Source organism: Clostridia bacterium (genome assembly GCA_012840125.1).
Lineage (GTDB): Bacteria > Bacillota > DULZ01 > DULZ01 > DULZ01 > DULZ01.
This window is the reverse complement of record DULZ01000090.1, coordinates 12,949-32,469: the sequence shown is the minus strand read 5'-3', so window position 1 is coordinate 32,469 and position 19,521 is coordinate 12,949. Positions and strand designations below refer to the sequence as shown.

General features: G+C 54.4%; 23 protein-coding genes. 4 read left to right on the top strand and 19 right to left on the bottom strand.

Annotation, left to right across the window (positions count from 1 at the left end; all coding sequences use genetic code 11):
- Nucleotide 1 precedes the first annotated feature (1 nt).
- The 14 genes from glyQ to yqfC form a co-directional block, all read right to left on the bottom strand.
- Entirely contained in the window at nucleotides 2–958 is a 957-nt protein-coding gene (glyQ, locus tag GXX34_10390) for a glycine--tRNA ligase subunit alpha (protein HHW07911.1), read from the bottom strand.
- Nucleotides 959–1,284: 326 nt separating this feature from the next.
- Nucleotides 1,285–1,671, bottom strand: a complete 387-nt coding sequence (locus GXX34_10385) for a DUF4342 domain-containing protein (protein ID HHW07910.1) — start codon at nucleotides 1,669–1,671, stop codon at nucleotides 1,285–1,287.
- Nucleotides 1,672–1,768: 97 nt separating this feature from the next.
- A complete protein-coding gene (recO, locus tag GXX34_10380; GenBank protein HHW07909.1) occupies nucleotides 1,769–2,563 on the bottom strand; it encodes a DNA repair protein RecO in 795 nt (264 codons plus the stop codon).
- A gap of 30 nt (nucleotides 2,564–2,593) precedes the next feature.
- Nucleotides 2,594–2,731 carry a YqzL family protein gene (locus GXX34_10375; GenBank protein HHW07908.1) on the bottom strand — a complete coding sequence of 46 codons (138 nt, stop codon included), beginning with the start codon at nucleotides 2,729–2,731 and terminating at the stop codon, nucleotides 2,594–2,596.
- A gap of 91 nt (nucleotides 2,732–2,822) precedes the next feature.
- Nucleotides 2,823–4,166, bottom strand: a complete 1,344-nt coding sequence (gene mgtE, locus GXX34_10370; GenBank protein ID HHW07907.1) for a magnesium transporter — start codon at nucleotides 4,164–4,166, stop codon at nucleotides 2,823–2,825.
- 180 nt (nucleotides 4,167–4,346) lie between these two features.
- Nucleotides 4,347–5,246 carry a GTPase Era gene (locus GXX34_10365; protein ID HHW07906.1) on the bottom strand — a complete coding sequence of 300 codons (900 nt, stop codon included), beginning with the start codon at nucleotides 5,244–5,246 and terminating at the stop codon, nucleotides 4,347–4,349.
- Between the two features lie 15 nt (nucleotides 5,247–5,261).
- A complete protein-coding gene (gene cdd, locus GXX34_10360; GenBank protein HHW07905.1) occupies nucleotides 5,262–5,651 on the bottom strand; it encodes a cytidine deaminase in 390 nt (129 codons plus the stop codon).
- A 24-nt stretch (nucleotides 5,652–5,675) separates the two neighbouring features.
- Entirely contained in the window at nucleotides 5,676–6,296 is a 621-nt protein-coding gene (locus GXX34_10355; protein ID HHW07904.1) for a DUF502 domain-containing protein, read from the bottom strand.
- An 11-nt stretch (nucleotides 6,297–6,307) separates the two neighbouring features.
- Nucleotides 6,308–6,682 carry a diacylglycerol kinase family protein gene (locus GXX34_10350; protein ID HHW07903.1) on the bottom strand — a complete coding sequence of 125 codons (375 nt, stop codon included), beginning with the start codon at nucleotides 6,680–6,682 and terminating at the stop codon, nucleotides 6,308–6,310.
- Between the two features lies 1 nt (nucleotide 6,683).
- Nucleotides 6,684–7,160, bottom strand: a complete 477-nt coding sequence (gene ybeY, locus GXX34_10345) for an rRNA maturation RNase YbeY (protein HHW07902.1) — start codon at nucleotides 7,158–7,160, stop codon at nucleotides 6,684–6,686.
- The gene (locus GXX34_10340) at nucleotides 7,129–9,297 is read right to left on the bottom strand and encodes an HDIG domain-containing protein (GenBank protein ID HHW07901.1); all 2,169 of its coding nucleotides are present in this window, start codon (nucleotides 9,295–9,297) and stop codon (nucleotides 7,129–7,131) included. Before GXX34_10340 ends, ybeY begins: the two co-directional genes overlap by 32 nt.
- 32 nt (nucleotides 9,298–9,329) lie before the next feature.
- Entirely contained in the window at nucleotides 9,330–10,328 is a 999-nt protein-coding gene (locus tag GXX34_10335) for a PhoH family protein (protein ID HHW07900.1), read from the bottom strand.
- An 89-nt stretch (nucleotides 10,329–10,417) separates the two neighbouring features.
- Entirely contained in the window at nucleotides 10,418–11,644 is a 1,227-nt protein-coding gene (gene yqfD / locus GXX34_10330) for a sporulation protein YqfD (GenBank protein ID HHW07899.1), read from the bottom strand.
- A gap of 11 nt (nucleotides 11,645–11,655) precedes the next feature.
- The gene (gene yqfC / locus GXX34_10325) at nucleotides 11,656–11,955 is read right to left on the bottom strand and encodes a sporulation protein YqfC (GenBank protein HHW07898.1); all 300 of its coding nucleotides are present in this window, start codon (nucleotides 11,953–11,955) and stop codon (nucleotides 11,656–11,658) included.
- Between the two features lie 229 nt (nucleotides 11,956–12,184).
- On the opposite strand from yqfC, the gene GXX34_10320 reads away from it, so the two are divergent.
- The 4 genes from GXX34_10320 to GXX34_10305 are packed head-to-tail and all read left to right on the top strand — an operon-like array spanning nucleotide 12,185 to nucleotide 15,629.
- Nucleotides 12,185–13,120, top strand: coding sequence for a phosphate ABC transporter substrate-binding protein (locus GXX34_10320; GenBank protein ID HHW07897.1), 936 nt, complete (start codon nucleotides 12,185–12,187; stop codon nucleotides 13,118–13,120).
- A gap of 47 nt (nucleotides 13,121–13,167) precedes the next feature.
- Nucleotides 13,168–14,031: a phosphate ABC transporter permease subunit PstC gene (gene pstC, locus GXX34_10315; protein ID HHW07896.1), complete on the top strand. Its 864-nt coding sequence runs from the start codon at nucleotides 13,168–13,170 to the stop codon at nucleotides 14,029–14,031.
- A 17-nt stretch (nucleotides 14,032–14,048) separates the two neighbouring features.
- Nucleotides 14,049–14,885: an ABC transporter permease subunit gene (locus GXX34_10310; protein ID HHW07895.1), complete on the top strand. Its 837-nt coding sequence runs from the start codon at nucleotides 14,049–14,051 to the stop codon at nucleotides 14,883–14,885.
- The gene (locus GXX34_10305; GenBank protein HHW07894.1) at nucleotides 14,886–15,629 is read left to right on the top strand and encodes a phosphate ABC transporter ATP-binding protein; all 744 of its coding nucleotides are present in this window, start codon (nucleotides 14,886–14,888) and stop codon (nucleotides 15,627–15,629) included.
- A 57-nt stretch (nucleotides 15,630–15,686) separates the two neighbouring features.
- Here the strand turns inward: GXX34_10305 and GXX34_10300 are convergent, their stop codons facing one another.
- From GXX34_10300 to GXX34_10280, 5 genes are all read right to left on the bottom strand, one after another.
- Nucleotides 15,687–16,184, bottom strand: a complete 498-nt coding sequence (locus GXX34_10300) for a hypothetical protein (protein HHW07893.1) — start codon at nucleotides 16,182–16,184, stop codon at nucleotides 15,687–15,689.
- A gap of 30 nt (nucleotides 16,185–16,214) precedes the next feature.
- Nucleotides 16,215–17,228 carry a flotillin-like protein FloA gene (gene floA / locus GXX34_10295; GenBank protein ID HHW07892.1) on the bottom strand — a complete coding sequence of 338 codons (1,014 nt, stop codon included), beginning with the start codon at nucleotides 17,226–17,228 and terminating at the stop codon, nucleotides 16,215–16,217.
- 18 nt (nucleotides 17,229–17,246) lie between these two features.
- Nucleotides 17,247–18,587, bottom strand: a complete 1,341-nt coding sequence (locus GXX34_10290; GenBank protein HHW07891.1) for a nodulation protein NfeD — start codon at nucleotides 18,585–18,587, stop codon at nucleotides 17,247–17,249.
- Between the two features lie 206 nt (nucleotides 18,588–18,793).
- Nucleotides 18,794–18,970: a 30S ribosomal protein S21 gene (locus GXX34_10285; GenBank protein ID HHW07890.1), complete on the bottom strand. Its 177-nt coding sequence runs from the start codon at nucleotides 18,968–18,970 to the stop codon at nucleotides 18,794–18,796.
- 134 nt (nucleotides 18,971–19,104) lie between these two features.
- Entirely contained in the window at nucleotides 19,105–19,446 is a 342-nt protein-coding gene (locus tag GXX34_10280; protein HHW07889.1) for a histidine triad nucleotide-binding protein, read from the bottom strand.
- Nucleotides 19,447–19,521: the final 75 nt, after the last annotated feature.

The following is a 19,521-nucleotide window of genomic DNA, read 5'->3' as shown; positions in this document are numbered from 1 at the left end:
GTTATGCCTCCTTCCCCGTACAGCATTGAGCTGCCCCGTCCTGGGTCCGGCTTCCCAAAGGCGGCAAGCCTAGTTTTTCCCGGGCCGCCGGGTCTTTGAGCAAGGGATAGCCCAGCTTTTCTCTTTCCGCCAGGTAGCCCTGCGCGCACATCCGGGCCAAGTGGCGCACCCTGGCGATAAAGCCGGTGCGCTCCGTCACGCTGATGGCGCCCCTGGCATCCAGCAAGTTAAAAGTGTGGGAGCATTTAAGGCAGTAGTCGTAAGCCGGCTGCACTACCCCTGCCTCCAGGAGCCGCAAGCATTCCTTCTCGTACATATCAAAGGCTTGGAACAGCATGGCCGTGTCCGCCAGCTCAAAATTGTGGCGGGAATAATCGTATTCCAGATGCTTAAACACATCGCCGTAGGTCAAATCGCCGACCCAGGTGATGTCGAAAACACTGCTGACTTTCTGGATGAACATGGCCAGTCTCTCAATGCCGTATGTAATTTCCGCGGAGACGGGCCAGCAGTCAATACCGCCGCACTGCTGGAAATAGGTGAACTGGGTAATTTCCATGCCGTCGAGCCAGACTTCCCAGCCCAGCCCCCAGGCCCCTAGGGTCGGGGATTCCCAGTTGTCCTCCACAAAGCGGATGTCATGTTCCAGGGGTTCAATCCCTAAAGCCCTCAGGCTGTCCAGGTACATTTCCTGAACATCCGGCGGGGAAGGTTTTAAGATGACCTGGTACTGGAAATAATGCTGCAGCCGGTTGGGGTTTTCCCCGTAGCGGCCGTCGGTGGGACGGCGAGACGGCTCCACGTAAGCGCAGTTCCACGGCTCGGGGCCCAAACACTTGAGAAAGGTATTGGGGTTCATGGTACCGGCCCCGACCTCGATATCATATGGCTGGCCGATGACGCAGCCTCGCTCGGCCCAGAACTGGTTTAACTTCATAATGAGCTCTTGAAAATTCATATACACCCTCCTTCAGGTAAACCTGGTTTGACTGGCAATATAAAAACTCCCGCCCCCGGCATCATGCCAGGGACGGGAGCTGTTCCCGCGGTTCCACCCTGGTTGGCCCCCTACAGGGCCCACCTCAATTGTAATGGGGTTTTACTAGGGCACCGGGCCCGTTCCTCCCCGAGCTTCGGAGCGCCTTCGCCGCAGCGCTTGGTCAGGCTTCCACCCCTCCCCGACTCTCTCCACAAGCTTACCTACAGCTACTCCTCTCCTGCATCGCTCGTTACCATCGTTAATTTAATTACATGGTATTAATTTAGCAAATCAGTAGACATCTGTCAACTGATGATCACGAACTCTTTTTCTTCCTCCGGCTCATTTTCTAAGTCTATATGATATCCTTTCATCATGCCCAGGGCAACCCCAAAACCGGCGGCCAGGGCTAAATCATCGTTGGCCATAATACCCGCCAGGGCCGCCAGGCCCACGGGCAAGGGCACGGATAGCACCGTTTCCCCCTTCTTTTTCACGTGGATCTTGGCGGCGCCCCATTTGGCGATCATGTCTTTCATGCAGCGCCAGCCGTGCCTGTGCCCGGCTTTCTCCTCCAGTTCAATCAAAGCCGCCACCACATCGCCTTCGTGTTTTTCCAAGGCGGCGTGGGCCTCGGCATAACTGACGTCCAGCCTGTTCCGGATCAAATCAATCTTGGTTAATTCATCCACGGCATCCCACTCCTTTGCCTCTATCCGGCTTATTGGCAAGACACAAATTTGGCAACCGGTGGGCTGTGGAAAGGTTTAACACCAATTGCCATTTTGCCTACTGTCTGTAGTCTTCCTTAGAAGACTTTATTTTATCCTGGTCCAGCAAATTTAGATGCCGCAGGAAGGAAACCGATTTTAACTGCCGCTCCAGGTGGTACTGGACATAATATTTAAGGGCTTGCAGCAAATCCTGCTTCAGCTTGGCAGACAGCTTTAACCGGCCCAACAGCCTCGCGTCGCTGGTCAGGAGTCGGCGCCAAACCGCAATTTCTCCTCCTTGGACGTTAAAGCAATAAGGGTCCAAAGATTCGCAAGCACGGCACAGCAGTCCCCCGAAACTCCCGCTTAACGCCGCCAGGTCCGGCTCCGGCAAGGAACTGCCGCAGGCGGCGCAGTTCTGCAGCTGCGGCTGGTAACCCAGCAGCTGCAGCAGGTGCACGGCAAAAAAAAGAGCCCCTAATTCCGGCTCTTCCAGAGTTTCTACCAGGTGCAGCGAAAGGAGCAGGCGCACAAAAACTCCCGTTTGCGGCTGTCCTTCCGGCGCAAACGCATCTACAAGCTCCAGCATAAAGGTGGCATAAGCCCACCGGTAAAGATCGGCGCGGATGCCGGGAAACATTTCTTTGGCTTCGCATTGAGTGATGGTGTCCATACTGCGCCCCCGGTACAGCACCAGCGCCGCATGGGTGAGGGTTTGGGTAGCACCCCTCAGCTTGCTCCGGCTTTTCCGCACACCTTTGGCCACGGCTGAAATCTTGCCGTACTGCCTGGTATATATGGTCAGCACACGGTCTGCTTCGCCAAGATTAAAGCTTTTCAGGATAATACCCTCGGCTTTATACAGCCCCATGGTCGCTCTTCTCTCCCTTACCCGGGATGGTTAGGATAATTCTACCGCTCCCCCGTTCGTAGTTTCTTCGCGGGCTTTTTCATGCCGTAAGAAATCCAGATAAAGCAGGTATGCATCGATGTACCCGGTCTTGGCAAAAATGCCCCAAACTACGTCACTCTGTTTCATGGGTTCCTCCCATCCTTTCGGTTTCGATTGGTTTCTAGGATTAGGTTACACCCAAACAACTACCGGTATACTCCCAAGAATCTGGCAAGGCCTATACCAGGTAAGCAATCAGAGCTGAAGCGAGGGTAGAGTAGATCAGCAACCCAGTGATATCGATGGAAGTGGAAATAAAAGGGGCCGAAGCAACGGCCGGATCAATCCCCACCCGTCTGAAAATTAGCGGGACCAGCGTGCCCATGGTGGCGGCGGTGATCATGTTGGCCACCAAGGCCGCTCCCACCACCACACCTAACACCCAATTCTTGAACAGGATGACGGCCAAGCTGCCCACGATGCCACCGCAAATGGCCCCAATAATCAAGCCGGATAGACTTTCTTTCAACAGCGTAATCCAGACTTCATGACCTTCAATTTCCCCCGTGGCTAAACCCCGCACCGTCAAGGTGGACGACTGGGTGCCCACATTGCCGCCCATGCCCGTCAGCAAGGGAATAAAAAAGGCCAGCGCTACCATTTGGCTCAGCTCATTTTCAATGCCTTTCAGCACCGTCCCGGCGATAATACCCCCGAACAACGTGACCAGCAGCCAGGGAAGCCGGGAAGCCACGGAAGCCCGGAGCCTTCCCACCAGGGATAACCCTTCATCAATTTCGCCGGCACCGGCCAGCAAATAGATGTCCTCCGTCGCCTCTTCATGAATAACATCAATAATATCATCGACCGTCACGATGCCCAGCAAGGAACCGTCGTCGTCCACCACGGGAATCGCTAAAAGCCCGTACTTGGTCACCATCCTGGCCACTTCTTCCTGGTCCGTCATGGCGTGGACGCTGATCACGTTTGTCTGCATAATGGTCCGGATGGGTGCATCAGGATCGGCTACGATGAGTTCCCTTAAAGAGATAACGCCAACCAGCTTATTTTTAACATTGATGACATAGACATAGTAGACGGTCTCCGCTTCCGGGGCAATCTCCCGCAGGATGTCGATGGCCTTGCCGGCGGATATATGTTCCAAAATGGCCACGTACTCCGTCGTCATGATGCCGCCGGCGGTGTCTTCCGGGTAGGCCAACAGCTCTTTCACGTCTTTGGCTTCATCGGCCTCCATCAAATCCAGCAGCTCGTCTTTGACCTCATCGGACACGCCACCCAAAAAGTCAGCGGCATCATCCAGGGGCATCTCATCCAAAATGGCGGCAATCCTTTCCGGACCTAGGACATCCAATAAAGACTTAACCGCATCGGTTTTCAGGCTGCACAGCACTAAAGCCGCCGTTTCCCCGTCCAAACGGGAAAAAACCCTGGCCCGATCCAGTTCGTTGAGCTCCTGCAAGCTCTCGGCGATATCGGCCGGGTGTTTGTCCCGGTGTTTCAGCAGCCACTCTTCCAATTCGGGTGTTAAAACCAGTATATCTTTCAGATTGAACGGCAAAGGCCACGCCCCTTTCTTTCCTAGGAGCGAAGCATGAAAAACCCGCTCCCAGGCATACTAGTAGTGTGTCTATTCCGCTTGCGTCGCCAAGGAACGGATTCCATGAAAAACTAACACCTCCGGGTAGCTTAAATCCCAATTAAAATCTATCAATTTTTTTACCCCGTGTCAATTAAGCCGCTATTCTTTTTCCAAAACATAGCCCAGGGTTTTGAGCTCCTCTTCCCTGCGCCGCCAGCTTGGTTTGACCTTCACCCTCAGGTCCAGGTAAATCTTTCCTCCCAACAGGCTCTCAATTTCCTGCCGGGCCAGCTGTCCGATTTGCTTGAGCATCTGGCCTTGTTTCCCGATAATTATTCCCTTCTGGGATTCCCTTTCCAGGTAAATAACGGCTCCCACATAGACAAGATGCTGGGACCTGGGAATCAGCTCTTCAATCTTCACCGCCACGGAATGGGGCACTTCTTCCCGGGTGAGCTGCAGCACTTTCTCCCGGATGATTTCCGCCATGATGAACTGTTCCGGCTGATCCGTCACCATCCCTTCGGGATAATACTGGGGTCCCTCGGGCAGGTAGTTCTTAATTACCTCCAGCAGCCGGTCGATATTCTCCCCGGTCACGGCGGATACGGGGACGATTTCCCGGAAAGAGAACCGTTCATGCATTTCCTGAATGAACGGCAGCAGGGTTTCCTTTGGAACCAGGTCGATCTTGTTGATCACCAGCAAGACCGGTGTCTCCACTGTTTCCAGCAGCTGCAGGATATACTCTTCGCCGGTCCCGAAGGCCTGGGTGATATCATAGACATAAAGGACACAGTCCACTTCCGCCAAGGCGCTCTTGGCTTGTTCCACCATGTATTCTCCTAATTTGTGCTTGGGTTTATGAATACCGGGGGTGTCGATGAAAACGATTTGATAATCGGGATGGGTAAAAACACCTTGAATCTTATTGCGGGTGGTCTGGGGTTTATCCGACATGATGGCCACTTTTTGACCCACCATGCGATTGAGCAAAGTGGATTTGCCTACATTCGGCCTGCCGATAATGGTCACAAAACCTGAACGGAATTCCGCCATCTTCTCACCTCTCTTTTAATCGGTTTTCAAGGAAAAAGCGCCGGGCAGCAGCTCCCCGGCCTTGGCCACCCGGTATTGACCGGAGGCACTGCCCATGATCACATCCATCTCAGGGGCAAACTCCACCAGCACCTGCCGGCAGGCACCGCACGGGGTGACAGGCTCTCCCGTCGACGCCCAGACGGCAATAGCCTTAAAATCCTTGTATCCCTCAGATACTGCTTTCGTTACCGCCACTTGTTCGGCGCAAATGGTTAAGCCGTAGGAAGCGTTTTCCACGTTGCAGCCGGTAAACACCCGACCGCAGCCGGTCAAAAGAGCCGCTCCTACCTGGAATTTGGAATACGGGGCATAAGCCATCCGGCTGGCCTTTTCGGCTTCCGCCAGGAGTTCTTCGTATTTCATCTTCCGGCCTCCCGTCTGCATTCATTAGGAAACGGTTTCCGTCACCTTGTGCTTGTTCACGGATTGGGGCGTGATCACGCCGCCGGATATGATCAATTTTATCCCTTCTTCTACAGAGATGTCCACCGGGATCAGTTCGCTTTCCGGCACCAGCAGCAGGAAACCGGAGGTCGGGTTTGGCGTCGTCGGCAAGAACACGTTCACCAGCCGCTCCTTCCCCGGAACGTTTTCCGTCAAAACACCTTCCGATGTGCCGGTCACAAAAGCCAAAGCGTAAATCCCTTTCCTGGGGTACTCCAACATCACCACCCGTTGGAAAGCACTCTTGTCGGTGGAAAAAGCCTCAATAATCTGCTTGACGGTCCGGTAAATCACCCCGACAATGGGCACCCGGCTGATCAATGCCTCCCCGTAGTTCAGCAAAGTCCTGCCCAGCACGTTGGCGGTGAACAATCCCGTCAAGAAGACCAGGATGAGGATGCTCAAGACTCCCAGCCCTTTAATCCGGTGCCCGGTAACCAGGGCCACAAAATCCACGGCCAAGTCATCGGTCACATTAAAGAGCCAGTTCAGCACGAAAACCGTCGCTGCCAAAGGCAGGATAGCAATAGCACCTGTAATAAAGTATTTTTTAATACTGCCCATACCTTGCCTCCTCACACCATCCTCAAAATCCTGCTGCCGAAAATGATGCAGCCCACAATCACAGCGTTGAGGGCCGCTAACAGTACCGCCCCGGCGGCCGCATCCTTGGCGATTTTCGCCAGCGGATGATACCGGTCGCCCACCGTCAGATCAACTACTTGTTCCAGCGCGGTGTTGAACAGTTCCGCCGCCAGGACGAAAAAGACGGTTAAAGAAATAACCGCCCATTCAAGGCCGTTCAAACCAAACAGGAAACCTGCCGCCAGCACCGCCAGTGCCGCCGCTGCATGGATGCGCAGGTTCCGTTCGCGGGCTAAGGCCCAGCGGAGGCCTGCCCAGGCATAGCCAAATGCCTTCCACAGGTTATTGCTTGCGTCACCGGCCACTTTACCGCCTCACCAGCCCTAACTCCTGCAGCACTGCCTCTTCTTTGGCGCGCATCACGGCCTCGTCCTCCGGGCTCATGTGATCGTACCCCAGCAAGTGATACATACCGTGGACCACCAGAAAACCCACTTCCCTGGCAAAAGCATGGCCGTACTCTTCCGCCTGGGCCCGGGCTCTTTCCAAAGAAATGACGATATCCCCCAGGACATCTTCTTCCGCCGCCGGGTCCACCACGTCCGGTTCTTCTTCTTGCTCCTCCCGGTAGGCAAAAGACAAGACATCCGTCGCCCTGTCCACCCGGCGGAAATCCCGGTTCAGCTCCCTAATCTGCTCGTCATCCACCAGGACGACGGACACTTCCCAGGCCGGGTCGACCTGTTCCTTATCCAGGACCAGCTGGGCCACCTTAAGGATCATTTCCTCCAGTTCCCCGGTGACCGGCAGCTTATCCTGCCGGTTTATGATTGAGATTGGCATCCCGCTTTCTCCTTTCTATTTCCTTGAGCACCTGGTCCGGATATTCAATGCGGGAATGGAAAAAGCCGCTCAACACCCGGACGAAAGCCTGGGCAATAATATCCAGCTCCTTAAAAGTCAGCTCGCACTCCTCCAGCTGGCCGTCCGCCAGTTTTTCCTTAATCACTTTCCTCACCATCGCTTCTACTCGCCCCGGGTTGGATTTTTGAATGGAGCGGACGGCGGCTTCCACGGAATCCGCCAGCATCACGATGGCCGCCTCTTTCGTTTGCGGCTTCGGCCCTTCGTAGCGGAAATCATCCTCGGAAACAGGATCGTGCCGGCCTTCTTGGGCCTGGTTCACGGCCTTGTTGTAGAAAAAGGAAATCAAACTGGTGCCGTGATGCTGGACAATCATGTCCCTGATCACCTGCGGCAGTTGGTGTTCTTTAGCCAGCTCCAAACCGTCTTTCACGTGGCTCATGATGATCAAGTTGCTCAAGGTGGGCGACAACTTGTCATGGGGGTTCTCCGCCGTGAGCTGGTTTTCAATAAAAAAATAGGGTCGTTTTAATTTGCCGATGTCGTGGTAATACGCACCCACCCGGGCCAACAGGGAATCCGCTTTCACCGCATCGGCAGCCGCCTCAGCCAGATTACCCACCAGGATGCTGTGGTGATAAGTCCCGGGTGCTTCCAACAGCAGCCTCTTCAAAAGGGGTTGGTTCGGATTGGACATTTCCAGCAGCCGCAAGGAAGTAGTAATGCCAAAAGTGGTCTCCAAAAAAGGCAGCGAACCGATGGTCAGCACGGAAGACAGCACGCCGTTGAAAATCCCCAGGGGCAGGGCCACCGAGAACATGGGGAGGTTGTAATTCAACAGCATGCCCAGAGCCAGGATGGTTACCACGTTGGCCATCATGATATACAGGCTGGCCTTGGCCAGGTCCGCCCTCTGGCTGACCCGGGATACGCTGTATACCCCGCTGACGGAACTCACAAAGGCACTGACCGCATACTGGAGCTGGTTGTCGGAAATAATGCCCGTAATAATGGCCAGGATCGCCGACAGGAAAAGAGCCAGCTTCGGGTCAAACAAGATGGCTACCAGCATGGAAACCCCGGCCAGGGGAATCAGATAAGCCACCAGCTGCACGATCTCCGCGCTGCCGCCGATATTGATGGCGCTGATACCCCGGATTAAGCCGAACCCGATAATCACCAGCAGTCCCAGCAGGATGAAGTGATTGTCCGTAGTCAGGATCTGGCGGCGGTACTGGTAGAGGAAAAACAGCAGCAGGACGAAAGCAATTGCCAGCACCAAAGCGAGGCCGAACAGGCTGGTGTAAGAAGCACGGGAACGAAGGAGCCCTAATTTCTGGAGGGCTTCGATATCGGCGGCGGTGACCACGTCACCTATACCGACAATCTTTTCATTCTGCCTGATACGCACCTGCACGGGGGCGACGGATTCCCTGGCCTGCTGCCTTTCCTGGGCGGTGAGCACAGTGTCAATAAAGAAATTCGGCTTGAGCTCCAATCCTTCCAGGATCATAGCCCCCACCGGCCTTAACCTTTCCGGCACATTTTCCAGTTCCATGGCTTGTTCCAGCAGGCGGTCCCGGGTTTCCGCCAGGGCTCCTTGCTGCACTCCCTTGCTGAAGGCATCATTTAACAGGGCGACAAGCTCCCGCTCCAGGGTATCGACAGTTTCCGCCTCCGCCCGGAGGAGGGCCGTTAAATTCCCCTCCGGCAAATCGATACCTGCCTCCCTCAGCATGGCCAGCCGTTCATCATCCGCGATATCCTCTAAGCCGCGAATCCGCCGCACCTCCTGAAACACGCCCCGCACACCGGCGACCAATTCAGGCAGTACATCCGTATCCAGCTTGTAGACGGGCTTCACGGCCCGGGCCGCTTCCTCCCGGGCGGCCTCCGTTAAGACTTCACTTTCATAGACTATACCCTGGGGTGCAAAAACATCCCGGGGGCTGGGCTGGTCTTCCCGGATGTCCAACTCCTTGGGCATAAAGCTGATGCCCAGGATGATCAAAGAACAAGCATAAAAAATCACACCCATGATAATGAGGCGGGCGTTGAGGCTGGAAAATACTTTCCTGAAAATGACGCTAACATGCTGTTCAAACCATTTTGCCATGGGGCTTTCCCCCTCCCAATCCCTTTTCACCGCTAGGACTTTTCCTGGCGATGCGCGGCTTTGCCCTGTGCAAACTGCTCATAGGCTTTAATGATTTCCTGCACCAGGGGATGCCTCACCACATCCGCTTCCGTCAAGTATTGAAATGAGATGCCCTTCAGCCCTTTGAGGACCTCCTGGGCTTCCACCAAACCGGAGTACTGGCCTTTAGGCAAGTCCACCTGAGTCACGTCCCCGGTAATAACGGCTTTGGAATCAAAACCGATGCGGGTAAGAAACATTTTCATCTGTTCCGGGGTAGTGTTTTGCGCCTCGTCAAGAATGATGAAGGCGTCATCCAGGGTGCGCCCCCGCATATAGGCCAGGGGAGCGATCTCAATCACGGTTCGTTCCAAGTACTTTTCCACTTTGTCCATCCCTAAAGCGTCATACAGGCTGTCATAAAGCGGGCGCAAGTAAGGGTTGACTTTTTCCTGCAAATCACCGGGCAAGAATCCCAGTTTCTCTCCTGCCTCCACCGCCGGCCTGGTGAGGATGATCCGGCTCACTTCCTTGTTCTTAAGGGCATTGACGGCCATAATCACCGCCAGGTAGGTCTTCCCGGTGCCGGCCGGTCCGATACCGAAGACAATATCATAATTCTTAATGGCCTGAATATAATTTTTCTGGCCCAGAGTCTTGGGCCGGATTTTCTTGCCCCTGGGTGTAACATAAATGACGTCAGACAAGGCATCGGCTAAAGGCTCTTTTGGCTCCTCATCCTGCGACGACAACATGTTCAGCACGTAATTCACCGTTCCCACATCAATGTGACTGCCGTCTTGCGCAAAGGCTACCAGTTCTTGCAGCAGTTTCTTCGTGAGTTCCACCCCTGCGTCTTCCCCGGTAATGACTACTTCATTGCCCCTGGCGACAATCTTCACCTTCGTTTGGCTTTCAATATACCGCAGGTTTTCATCTCCGATGCCAAAAACATTAAGAGCCTCACCGTTTGTGCCCACAGTGAAGCGTACCTCCCGGTACTGTGACAATAATTATTCCTCCTTAAGCCGGTATTTATGATTGTCCATTCCTATTGTAACCACCCTGGCATAAAGTGAAACCTAGCCGGGCACACCCGCTAGGTGAGAGGTTGAAACTGGGCAATTTCTTCGATGGCTTCCACGACAACTTTCACCCGCACCGAACCGCCAGTCCCCTCCTCAACCTGCTCACTCCGGTCCACCGGCCGGCAATTGGCCGGCAGTTGGCTTTCCACTTCTTCCAGCGCTTGTGCCAAAGCCAGCGCCCGAGCCTCTGCCGCGCCGATTTCCCGGCGGAAAGGCTCCACTTCCAGGTAAGTCGTTGTTATTAATTCGACAGGCCCTTGCCAATTCCTCCAGGGTACTAATTGATGGCTCATTTCTTTCCGGTGATAATGGGTAAAAGGCGGTCCCGCCGGTCCTTTGAGGATGATTTCCCGGTCCAGCACCGCCAGCTTCACGGTGGTTGCTTCCTTGCCCGTATACCTTTCCCCTGTCTCCACTAAAGGCACTTCTGCCCGGCCTTCATACCATACCCTGGCCCGAACCATGCCCCTGGCCCGCACCAGCCGGGGCCGCCCGCCGCCGGTACCTTGGGGATCGGCGGCATAATCCGGGGTGACAATGCCGGAAATCAATACCTGGCCGGCGGTGACGGTATCGCCCACTTGGACCATGGGCCGGCCGTCGATGACCAGCAGCTCGCTGATGACGCCTTCCTTGACGGCCACCAGGTGACCCGGCCGGCGCTCGTCCAGCATTTCGCTGCTGGGCAGCTTTTTTTCCACAATCCGGATAACGGCCCTGGTGCCTTGAATCTCGATACCCGCCCAGGCCAACCGGGGAATCCGGACCTGCAGTGCTTTTTCGATTTCTTTAGTGTCCAGGGAATGCTTAAAGACACCGGGTTTAAGTCCCAGTTCGTAGGCGGCATCAAGGACTGCTTGGGGATCCAGTTCCTGCAGTTCTTCCGGACTGGAATAATCGATAAACCAGATCATGGAGGAAAGCCAGTAGAGCAGGGCGATAAACAGCACCGCCCCGGACAGAAAAGCTTTGTACCGCCGCAGTTTCCGCATGGCAAAAGGAACACCGGCCTTTTGCCGGATGCGAAAGCGAGCTTTGGTGGCGCGGGCCACGGCCCTTAATGGTTTCACCTGGGAAACGGCTACTTTGGCCAAGAAGCGTTCCTTACCCAGGGGCACGATATCCCACAATTGAATACCCTTTACCATGCATAAATTGATGAATTTCTCCGGTGCTTTACCTTCCACCAGGATGACTACATATCCTTTCCAGTATAAAGGCCACTGTCGCAGCTGCACTTGGTTTCACCTCAATCTTCAATGGTGACGGAGGAAATTTTTCCTTCCACCAGCATCTCGCCGGGTTTCAGGTTCTTTAATAAAAGCTCTTCTCCCAAAATGGTGAGCTGGCCGGCGGTGGTTTTTACGCGCACTCTCGTGAGGCCGTACTCGATGATGCCCCGGTGGTTTTCCAGCAGCAGTTTTTGCCGGCCGGTCATGGTGAGTTTGGGCAAGTCCAGCAGCACGTCCTGGGGCATTTCCAGCAGGTCTACCACCTGTTCCTGCAGCTGCCGCGTCTTCTGGGCGACCCGGCTTTTCTTTTTGGCCATGGACACAAGCCTCCTCTCCTTTACATTCTTATGCCGGCGGCCAAGCCTTCAGACCCGTTCCCCGGTAAAATCCTGCCTACGACTCCCGCCTAAACCGCCGGGTGCCGATAAAGGTTCTTTATCACCGGGTGCGATAGTAAAGGAATAATCTATTGGTCAAACTGGTCGAACCGGCGTAGAATTAAGCTGGAAAGTACAACGCAGCACGCAGCGAAGGGGGTCTTTTTTTATGAAACGGTTTGTGACTATTTTCTTAAGTCTTTTGCTGGTGTTGGCCCTAGCCTTGACCGGCTGCTCCAACAACCAGGCGGCCAACACGCCGCCGGCCGGTGACGGCGGCGCAGGGGAAGAACCGGCGGCCGGCTTCAAGGCCCAGATCACCTTCAATGGTTCCTCCACTTTAGCCCCGGTCATTTCCGCCATTGCCACCAACTTCATCGAGGAGAACACCACTTGGGATAAAGTGGATCCCAGTTTCCCGGCCGAAAACATTGCTATCTATGTTTCCGCCGGTGGATCCGGTGCGGGCGTGAAAGCAGTCCTGGACGGCACCGCTGACTTCGGGATGCTGGCTAGGGAGATTAAAGCGGAAGAACGGGAAAAAATGGGTGATGCCAACGAGTTTAAACTGGGCATCGACGCTTTGACTATTTCCGTCAATCCGGAGAACCCCATTTTGACCATTAAAGATAACTTGACCAGCGAAGAACTGAGGAAAATTTTCTCCGGCGAGTACAAGTACTGGGATGAACTGGACGCCAGCCTGCCGCACCATGAAATCGTAGTGGTCACCAGGGATTTAGGCGGCGGCGCCCATGAAGTCTTCCAAAATGCCATCATGGGGGATACCCAGGTGAGAGCCGACGCCATCCAAGCTCCTTCCATGGGGGCCTTAGTCGCGAAGATCATTGAAAACAAGGACGCCATTGGTTACGCCTCTTTCGGGATGGTGAACCAGAACCTGGGCAAATTAATTCCTTTGAAAGTTGACGGGGTGGAACCGACGGAAGAAAATATTATTAACGGCTCCTATAAGATTTCCAGGCCGCTGATTGTGGTCAAGAAGGGGGCTTTAACTCCGGAGCAAGAAGCTTTCATCAAGGTCATCAAGTCTGATGCCGGGGCCGCCGTGATTGAAGAAATGGGTTTCATTCCTGTAAGATAAAAAGTGCAGGGGTTCATCCCCTGCACCGATCACCGGAGTGATGCGTGATGTTCAAGCTGTGGGACAGGCTTTGGGAAAGGGTCATCAAACTTCTGACCCTTTTTTCTTTATTACTGCTGGCCTTTGCCATTATCTTTATCTTTAAAGAAAGCCTGGTGTTCTTCCGGCAGGTATCAATCATCAAATTTATTACCGGCACCACTTGGAATCCCTTGTACTCCCCGGAAAACCTGTCTATCGGGAACATTATCCTGGGCACCCTGTACGTGTCTCTTATTGCCCTGGTGATGGCTTTACCCATCGGGATTGGCACCGGGCTCCTGCTGGCCGGCTATACCGGTGGGCAGTTCAGCAGGCTGATCCGGGGCGTCATCGACATCCTGGCCAGTATTCCTTCGGTAGTCTACGGTTTCATCGGCCTTTTAGTACTGGTCAAATTCCTGGAAAACCGCTTGTCCATGTCCGCCGGGGAATCGGTGCTGGCAGGGGGCATCCTGCTGGCGGTGATGGTACTGCCTTATGTCATTTCCACTTGCCAGGAATCGATGACACGGGTTTACCAACTTCACGCCCCTTATTCCCATGCCCTGGGCGTACCGAAGAGTTATTTCCTGAGAAAAGTAGTTCTGCCGGAAAGCAGGAGAGCTATCCTGGCCGGGGCCATCCTGGCGCTGGGACGAGCCATGGGTGAAACCATGGCAGTAATGATGGTCATCGGCAATGCTCCCATTACCCCTAAACTGCTGGGCAAATGCCAGACTATTCCCTCCCTCATTGCTTTAGAAATGGGCATGGCGGCCGTAGGAAGCCTCCACTATCATGCCCTGTACGCAGCCGGGTTTGTCTTAATGGTCTTGCTCCTCTTGATCAATTTCATGCTGTACCTGGTGAGAAAAAGCATAGCCGGTTGAAAAGTGAGGCTGAGTTCATGACGGAAAAGTTGAAAGAACTTCTATTTAAAGGATGGCTGCTGGCCAGTACTGCCGCGGTTTTGGTAACTTTAGTGTTCATCTTCGGTTACATCTTCAAGCACGGTATTCCTTCCGTCAGCTTGGATTTTATCTTGTCCGGCCCCAAAGGCATCCCCTTGGGAACGGAAGGGGGCATTTTCCCGGCCATTGCCGGCAGCCTGGCTTTGTTTGTGGTGGCCTGTACCTTTGCCGGTATACTGGCCTTAAGTACGGCCGTTTACCTGGTTTTTTACTGCCAGTCCCAGCGCATTGAGGCCCTAGCTCACATGGTGATCCAATGCCTGGCGGGCATCCCTTCCATCGTAATCGGTCTCTTCGGCTACTCCTTGCTGGTGGTTAATCTCAACTTGGGCCGGTCCTTATTAGCAGCAGGTATCACCCTGGGCATTATGATCTTTCCCTTTATTGAAGTGCGGGTGGAAAAGACTTTGAGAGAAGCGGGGCATCACCTGATCGTTTCTTCTTATGCTTTGGGGGTTTCCAAAACCTACACCTTATTTAAACTCATCTTGCCTATCTGCCTGGGCGATATCGTCTCCGCCGTTACCCTGGCCGGGGGTTTTGCCATGGGAGCGGCGGCCCCCATCATCCTGACCGGCGCCGTCATCTTTGCGCCTGTTCCCGATTCCTTACTGGCCCCGGTAATGGCCCTGCCTTTTCACCTGTATATCCTGACCAATGAAGGCGTTTCCTTGGAAAAGGCCTATGCCACCGCACTGGTACTGATCACGCTGGTTTTTGCCATTAACATCGTTTCCGTTATTTTAACTCTGCGGCAAAGGGAAGTGAGGTAGATGAAGGTCCTTGAACTACGTGACTTGAAGGCTTATTACGGCGACCGGCAGGTGCTGCACGGTATCACCATGGGCATTGAGAAGAATACCATTACCGCCGTCATCGGTCCCTCAGGTTGCGGCAAATCCACTTTACTGCTGGCCCTCAATAGGATGCTGGGAGAATACGGCGGCCGGGCGGAAGGGCAAATACTCTTCAAGGGAAAGGACCTGTCCTCTTATCCGGTGGAAGAAGTCAGGCGGCAGATCGGTATTGTCTTTCAAAAACCTGCCCCGTTCCCTATGTCCATTTACAAGAATCTCACCTACGCACCGGTCTATTACGGGATCAAGGATAAACAAAGACTGAAAGAAATCGTGGAAACGAAACTAAAGGTGACGGGACTGTACGAAGAGGTGAAACACAACTTGCACGCTTCCGCCCTCAAGCTGTCAGGAGGGCAGCAGCAGCGGCTCTGTATCGCCAGGGCCTTGACGGTGGACCCGGAAGTACTGCTTATGGATGAGCCGTGTTCAGCCCTGGATGTCCGGAACACGGCCAATATCGAACAAATGCTGCAAACACTGGCCCGGGATTACACCATCGTCATCGTCACCCACAATCTGGCCCAGGCGAAAAGGATCTCTCACTACACCGCCTTTCTACTGGACGGGGAGCTAGTTGAATACGACCGGACGGAAAAGATCTTTTCCGATCCCGGCGACCGGAGAACCAGGGAATACATCGAAGGCATCTACGGTTAACCGGTGCCTCAGGTAACGACAGGGGGAAGAGACATTGTCTCTTCCCCCTGTCCTCGTTTATCGCCGGAAAGGGCGCAGGGCCCGGGGAGGCCCCAGTATTTCCGCCCAGACCACACCTTCTGCCGCCCGGCTGAGCTGCAGCCCCGGCAGCACCGGCTCCGGAGCTGCCCGCCGCGGCCCTGCCGTGGTTGTTGACGCCGGTTTAGCCGGTTCTTCAGGCATTACAGGCTGGGCGAAAGCCGCAGCCGCCGGCGCGTCCTGGAACACCTCTCTAACTGCTTCCTTGACTATTTCCCGGTCCTCCGGCTCATCGTCCTCGTCTTCCTCGAATAGTTCAAACAAGGGAAAAGGAAAGACAGGAGGCAAATCCAATTCCCGTTTTGCCACCGGGCGAGGGGCCTCCACCGGAGGAGGTGCCGGGACCCGTTTGGTGGTGGGACCGGCGGGCGGCTTCTGCCGCTGCCTGGCCTCCCGCTGTTTTTTTTGCTTCTCACTTTCTCCCAGTGCCTTAAACACCATGACCAAAATAAAGATGACGAGGCCTATCCAATCCACGGTACCACCCCCAACCACAGGGTCTTAAAGCTACTTGATTTTATGATCGCCATTTATCGTTTCACCTTTGTCCCCGCCCATTTTGCTGATGGCTTCCCGCATTTGGGTATCGGCCAGGATATTCTGCAGGTTATAGTAATCCATGACGCCGATTTTGCCTGAGCGCAAAGCATCGGCCAGCGCCAGGGGCACTGCCGCCTCCGCTTCCACCACTTTGGCCCGCATTTCTTGTACGAAAGCCTTCATCTCCTGTTCCCTAGCTACCGCCATGGCTCTTCTTTCTTCCGCCTTGGCCTGGGCAATTCTCTTGTCCGCTTCAGCCTGATCCGTCTGCAGCTGGGCACCGATATTCCTGCCCACATCTACGTCTGCGATATCAATGGAAAGAATCTCAAAAGCCGTACCGGAGTCCAATCCTTTCTCCAAGACCGTCTTGGAGATGGCATCCGGGTTTTCCAATACCTGCTTGTGGCTTTCGGAGGAACCCACCGTCGTGACGATCCCCTCGCCGACCCTGGCGATGATGGTCTCTTCGCCGGCGCCGCCTACCAAGCGATCAATGTTCGCCCGGACGGTCACCCGGGCCATGACCTTCACTTCGATGCCGTCTTTCGCCACCGCCGAGACCACCGGGGTTTCGATAACCTTGGGATTCACGCTCATCTGCACCGCTTCCAGCACGTTCCGCCCGGCTAGGTCAATGGCGGCGGCTCTTTCAAACGGCAGGGGGATATTGGCCCGGGCCGCTGCAATCAAGGCATCCACCACCCGGTCCACGTTACCGCCGGCCAGGTAATGGGCCTCCAGCTTATCGGAACTCACGTCCAGTCCCGCTTTATCGGCCTTAATCAGGGGTCCCACGATCTTATGGGGCGGTACGCGCCTCAGCCGCATTCCCACCAGGGTAAAAATGCCGATCCTTACACCGGCCGCCAGCGCGGAAATCCACAGTCCCACCGGAATGAAGCTGAATAAGAATAGGATACCGATGAGAACAAGCACAAGAATAATCAAACTGGCTAACAATACAACTACCTCCTTCAGCTTAAGTCATTTAGATTCTTACTCTTCTTTTTTCTCCCGGACGACCACCCTGGTACCTTCCACTTTCACCACCTTGATGGGGGTTTGGCTGGAAATATAGCTCCCTTCCGCCACTACGTCAACCCTTTCCCCGTTGATTTCCGCCGTTCCCGCCGGCCTCAATACCGTCAGGGTCACCCCTTCCGCACCGAGCAAGCGCTGGAGGGAGACTTCCGGTGCCACATACCCGCTTTCATTTTGCTGCTTCACCGCCAGAACCAGCTTTTGCCAAACGCGGCGGGTAGGCAGGAATTTGATACTCAACACCAGAAAAGCAACAGTACCTAAAAGGGACAGCACCAGGGACATCACGGCCTGCTCCAGGCTCGGTGCCGCCATGATGATGCTGATGACCAGAGCACCGATCCCGGCGATACCGGCCGCTCCGAAGCCCGGCAGCAATAATACTTCCACCGCTAGTAGAATTATACCCAGGAGGAACAAAAGAATTGCCTCCCAGCCGGACATCCCGGTGATGTAGCTGCCGCCGAAGTACAAGATTAAAGCAGCCACCCCGATGGTGCCCGGGACACCGAAGCCCACGGTGAAAACCTCCACAATCAACCCGCCAATCCCGAGCATGAGCAGGACCGGCATCACATAAGGACTGGTAGCCCACCTGGCCAGCCGTTCCGCCAAACTGGCCTGGTAACTGACCATTACCGGCTGCTCAAACCCTTTTTGGGCGAGCAGGTCATTTAAGGACGAGACGATACCGTCACTGAGGCCCCACTCATAAGCCTGCTTATCCGTCAACGTAAGCAGCTTTCCTTTCTCCACTACACCGGGAATTTCCAAATCCGACTCCACCATGGCCCGGGCCAATTCCGCCGCCCGTTCCGGATCCCGGCCGTTCTCCTCCGCCGCCCGTGCTGCCTGGGCGGCCAGCCGCGCGGACCAGGCGGAAACGGTTTTTTCATCGGCTTTTTCGGTCCCAATCCTGGGTTCCGCCGCCCCGATGGTCGTTCCCGGAGCCATATATAACTGGTCGGCACTGAAAGCAATCAAGGCTCCTGCCGACAGGGCACCGCCGGTAACATAAGCAACCACAGGGATTTCCTGGTTTTGGATCAGTTTTTCGATGTTTTGGGCGGCATCCACAAATCCGCCAGGGGTGTCGATTTGTAATACGATTAAACTTGCCCCGGCATCCCCGGCTTCCTGGAGGGCGTTTCTCAGCATCTCCGTCAAGCCTTTTTCGATGGTTCCTTCGATCGGTACCACATAAACTGTTTCTCCCCTGCCCCAGGCGCCTCCTACCGGGAGCACCGTCAAAAGCAATGCGATTAGTACAAGCAATATAACCCCTTTTTGCTTCATGGCTACCCTCCTGTTTTGCTGCTCATGACCCGCGGGTCACTTAACTCAAATTAAATATATCATAATCCCCGGTCCTTCAAAAAGGGAAAAATGCGCCAGAAAAACGAAAAGCCTGGTATCTATCATACCAGACTTTGTCTTCACAAGCAAAACAAACTACACGCAAAAAGGCTGCATCCATCTGGTTGGCTGGAAGGGAACTCCTTCTACTTCCAACGACGCTTTCTGGCAGCTTCAGATTTCTTTTTCCTTCTCACACTGGGTTTTTCGTAGTGTTCACGTTTTCTTGCTTCAGCCAGCACGCCAGCCCTTTGGCAGGAACGCTTAAAACGGCGTAGAGCGGAATCTAAAGTCTCATTTTTGCCGACACGTACTTCACTCACAGCTCCATCTCCCTCCCTCCGACACCAACCATCCAAGCCGAGCAAACGTGGGAGCGTCTGCAGCCGGGACTACTGGAGATCTGCACAAAAAAACACAGAATAAATTATACTATATAGCGAAAAATGCGTCAAGATTAGAGTCTCACGCCTAACTTCCGCCCGCCCAGGAGATGATAATGCAGGTGGTACACCACCTGGCCGCCGTCGTCTTTGCAGTTGTTCACCAGGCGGAAACCGGACTGGTCAATGCCCAGGTCCTTGGCAATTTTAATGGCCGCCATGTGGATGGCGCCGATGATGCCTAAATCAGCTTCGGTCACCGCAGTCATGTCGGGAATATGTCTTTTTGGGATAATGAGGATATGCACAGGTGCTACCGGATTAATGTCTTTAAAAGCGATCACTTGCTCATCTTCGTAGACGATCTCCGACGGCAATTCCTTCTTGGCAATACGGCAGAAAATGCAATCGGACATTCCTACACCCCCTTTAACTACCGGCCAGTGTACAACCAGAACAATAAGAATTAATTCGGCGGTTTCAGCCTGGTT